The sequence below is a fragment of the Pseudooceanicola lipolyticus genome (genome assembly GCF_002786325.1).
Classification (GTDB): domain Bacteria; phylum Pseudomonadota; class Alphaproteobacteria; order Rhodobacterales; family Rhodobacteraceae; genus Pseudooceanicola_C; species Pseudooceanicola_C lipolyticus.
The window spans coordinates 1-3732 of record NZ_PGTB01000252.1 but is presented as its reverse complement, the minus strand read 5'-3'; the positions used below and the strand labels follow the sequence as shown (position 1 = coordinate 3732).

Here is a 3732-nt window from a genome sequence, read left to right as displayed (position 1 = left end):
GGCGCCGGTTCGGGCTCGGGCTGCGGCGCCGGTTCGGGGGCGGCGGTTTCCGCCGGCGGCTCGGGCACCTGCGGCGGTGTTTCGGACAGTTCGGGCGCCTGCCGCGTCTGGCTCAGCGCGGCATATTCCTCGGCCGAGATCAGCGCCGCCTGCGCAACCTCCATCGGTTCCGGCTCAGCCGAAAACGTACCCCAGAACAGGGCGATCAGTATCAGCCCGACATGGGCCGCGCCTGAGATTTTTGCACCGGTCTGCAACGCGCGGCCTCACCCGCCGGCCCGGTCCAGCGTCGGCCCGCCGGTCTCGGTCACCAAGCCCACATTCGTAAACCCGCCGGCATTCAGCGCGCCCATCACCTCCATCACCTGGGCATAGGGGATGGCCCCGTCGGCGCGCAGGAACACCCGATCGGAGGACCGTTCGGCGGCAATCGCCCGCAGCCGGGGGATCAGTTCATCCCGCGCGGTTTCGGTGGTCTGGATCTGGACCGACCCGGCCGCCGTCAGGGTGACGGTCAGCGGCTCTTCGTCATCCGAGGGCAGCGCCCCGGCCGCCGTCTTGGGCAAATCCACCGGTACGCCGACGGTCAACAGCGGCGCTGCAACCATGAAGATGATCAGCAGCACCAGCATGACATCGACAAAGGGGGTCACATTGATCTCGGCCATCGGCCGGGCGTTGCGCCGCCCGCCCCGGCGGCGCCGCCCGCCGCCGCCCGATGGTTGCTGAACCGCCGCGCCCATGGCTCAGGAGTCCAGCTGGCGCGACAGGATGGTCGCGAATTCATCGGCGAAGGATTCATACCCCGCCACGATCCGGTCACTGTCGGCAGAAAGCTTGTTGTAAAAGATCACCGCCGGGATCGCCGCCAGCAGGCCCAGCCCGGTGGCCAGCAGCGCCTCGGCGATACCGGGGGCAACAACCGCCAGGTTGGTGTTCTGCTGATGCGCGATCTCGATAAAGGCGTGCATGATGCCCCAGACCGTGCCGAACAGCCCGACAAAGGGCGCGGTCGAGCCGACGGTGGCCAGGATCGGCAGGCCGCGCTGCAAATCCTCGGCCTCCTTGTTGATTGCCACGTCCATGCTGCGGTCGATCCGGGCCTGCGCCCCGGCGATCAGCCCGCCATCGTCGCGATGCGACCGGCGCCATTCGGTCATGCCGGCGGCGAAAATCTTCTGCGAATTGCCGTCGGGATCGGCGCCGATCTGGTCGAACAGCCCGTCCAGCGGTTCGCCCGACCAGAACGCCCGGTCAAAGATCGACGCCTCGCGCCGGGCGGCGCGGTACAGGATGTGTTTCTGAATGATGATCGCCCAGGACCAGAACGAGGCGATCAGCAACATCAGCATCACCAGTTTCACGGTCAGGGTTGCGCGGGCAAACAGCGCCCACAGGGAGAAATCAATCTCCTGCGCCAGCGCCAGGGTCTGTGTTTCCATGAGCCTGCTCTTTGTCTCGGGGCCGTTCTGTTTCGGCCCTCACATGGCCGCCATTATCGCAGATTTAAACCGATTGCCAATGATCCTGCTCTCACAAGCCCGTTTACCGCTGCGTTGCGCGAATCTCTGCCGGTAGCCGCACCGGACGGCCGGCCGCGTTGATGCAAACCACCGTCACCCGGGCGGTGAAAATCACTGTGTCGCCGCGGCAGACCGACTGATCCATCACCGCGCGGGCGCCCGAGACCGAGACGATCCGGGTCAGAACTTCCAGTGCGTCGTCGAATTGCGCGGTGGCCAGATAATCGCATTCGATCCGCCGCACCACCCAGACCACGCCGTCGCGGCGCATGGCGTTCTGGTCATTGCCCAGCCCGCGCACCAGGTCGCTGCGCGCCCGTTCGATATAGCGCAAGTAATTGGCGTGATAGACAACTCCCGCCATATCGGTGTCTTCGTAATAGACGCGGACCGGGAAGCGGTGGGTCATGGCGCCGCCTCAAGCCGAGCAAACAGGCGCAGCGCATGGGAGGGATCGCGCGCCGCCGCCGGCAGCACCGGGTCATAGGCGGCGCGGATCACCCCGGCAATCTCGGGCCGCAAAATCACCTTCTGGCCGGCGATGGCCAGCGGCGACTGCGCGGCAAAGGCGCGTTCGGACCACAACAGCATCACCTGCACCACCTGGGACAGCGCCAGTTCTTCAGCCGGCTGCGCCGCCAGCGCCGGATCCATGCGCAGGAACACGAAAGCGGCCTGGATCGCCCCCGAATCATCGAACCGGAACACCCGGTACTGGTTCGCCTTCGCCGCCGTCAGCCGTGCGACCAGCGGCCCCAGATCCGGGATCAGCCGGTCGAGATCGGGCACCTCGGACAATTCCGCCCAGTCGCGGAAGAAGAACACCATGCAATTGCTGCCCAGTTCCGGGTCGGTTTCGGCCAGGCTGTGCCCGGCCAGCGCCGCAACCGCCTCGAACGCGCCCTTGACCACGCGCAGCGTCGGCTCTTCCACGCCGAAGACAATCGGCGCGATCGGCCGGCCCCAGCGCGCAAACACAAAGGCGCCGCTGTCCCGGGTGAAAAGCGACTCGATGCTGTCAGGTGTCACAGCTTGCCCTTCTTCTCTTTGCAAATCCGCTTGCCGGAGGCATAGCCCCGATGCCGCCGAGGTCAACCGAAGAGGTCGCCCTGCCCCGGCGATTTCGGCATTGGCAGGCCCAGGTGATCCCAGGCCTTGCGCGCCAGCATGCGGCCGCGCGGGGTGCGCTGGATCAGCCCCTGCTGCAGCAGATAGGGCTCGATCACCTCTTCCAGCGCATCACGGCTTTCGCTCAGCGCCGCCGACAGGGTTTCGATTCCCACCGGTCCGCCGCCATAGCTTTCGCCGATCAGCGCGAGATAGCGCCGGTCGGCACCATCCAGGCCCAGGTGATCGACCCCCAGCCGGGTCAGCGCATTGTCGGCCAGCGCGCGGGTGATCCGCCCGTCGCCCTCGACCACGGCGAAATCCACCACCCGGCGCAGCAGCCGCCCGGCGATACGCGGCGTGCCACGCGCGCGCCGCGCGATCTCGCGCGCGCCGGCATCCTCGGCCGGGGCGCCCAGCAGGCGGGCATTGCGGGTGACGATCTCGTGCAATTCCTCGATGGTATAGAATTGCAGCCGCGTCGGAATGCCGAACCGGTCGCGCAGCGGCGTGGTCAACAGGCCCATCCGGGTGGTGGCACCAACCAGGGTAAAGGGCTGCAGCTCGATCCGCACGGTGCGCGCGGCGGGGCCCTCGCCGATCACCAGGTCCAACTCGAAATCCTCCAGCGCCGGGTACAGCACCTCTTCGACCGCCGGGTTCAGGCGGTGGATCTCGTCGATGAACAGCACATCGCGCGCTTCGAGATTGGTGAGGATCGCCGCCAGATCGCCCGCCTTGGCCAACACCGGCCCCGAGGTCATGCGGAAATTCACCCCCAGCTCGCGCGCCATGATCTGCGCCAGCGTGGTCTTGCCCAGACCCGGAGGCCCGTGGAACAGCGTGTGATCCATCGCCTCGCCGCGTTGCCGGGCGGATTGGATGAAGATCTTCAGGTTCGCCCGCGCCTCGGCCTGGCCGATGAACTCGTCCAGCCGCTGCGGCCGCAGCGCACGGTCATTGTCCTCCGGCAGCGGCTCGGGCCGCAAGGTCGGGTCGGCATCGGTCATTGCGCGCCCCTCATGACTTCGGCGCCAGCAGTTTCAGCGCGGCTCGGATCAGTTCGGCCTCGCCGGCGCCGGGGGCGTTGCCGGCGGCCTCG

The 3732-nt window shown here is 67.4% G+C and carries 5 protein-coding genes and 1 pseudogene; all 6 read right to left on the bottom strand.

The genetic code is table 11. The features are described from left to right. Positions 1–257: pseudogene (locus CVM52_RS27200) on the bottom strand (energy transducer TonB); the annotation flags it as partial. A 9-nt stretch (positions 258–266) separates the two neighbouring features. Next, positions 267–743 (bottom strand): protein TolR, encoded by a 477-nt coding sequence (gene tolR, locus CVM52_RS24370; RefSeq protein WP_100164893.1) that lies wholly within the window; start codon positions 741–743, stop codon positions 267–269. A 3-nt stretch (positions 744–746) separates the two neighbouring features. Then, positions 747–1442: a protein TolQ gene (gene tolQ / locus CVM52_RS24365; protein WP_100164892.1), complete on the bottom strand. Its 696-nt coding sequence runs from the start codon at positions 1440–1442 to the stop codon at positions 747–749. Between the two features lie 103 nt (positions 1443–1545). Continuing rightward, positions 1546–1932, bottom strand: a complete 387-nt coding sequence (ybgC, locus tag CVM52_RS24360; protein ID WP_100164891.1) for a tol-pal system-associated acyl-CoA thioesterase — start codon at positions 1930–1932, stop codon at positions 1546–1548. Continuing rightward, on the bottom strand, positions 1929–2552 hold the full coding sequence (locus tag CVM52_RS24355) for a hypothetical protein (protein WP_100164890.1): 624 nt from the start codon (positions 2550–2552) through the stop codon (positions 1929–1931). The genes ybgC and CVM52_RS24355 overlap by 4 nt, the downstream gene beginning before the upstream one ends. A gap of 62 nt (positions 2553–2614) precedes the next feature. Beyond that, entirely contained in the window at positions 2615–3640 is a 1026-nt protein-coding gene (ruvB, locus tag CVM52_RS24350; protein ID WP_100164889.1) for a Holliday junction branch migration DNA helicase RuvB, read from the bottom strand. Positions 3641–3732 lie beyond the last annotated feature (92 nt).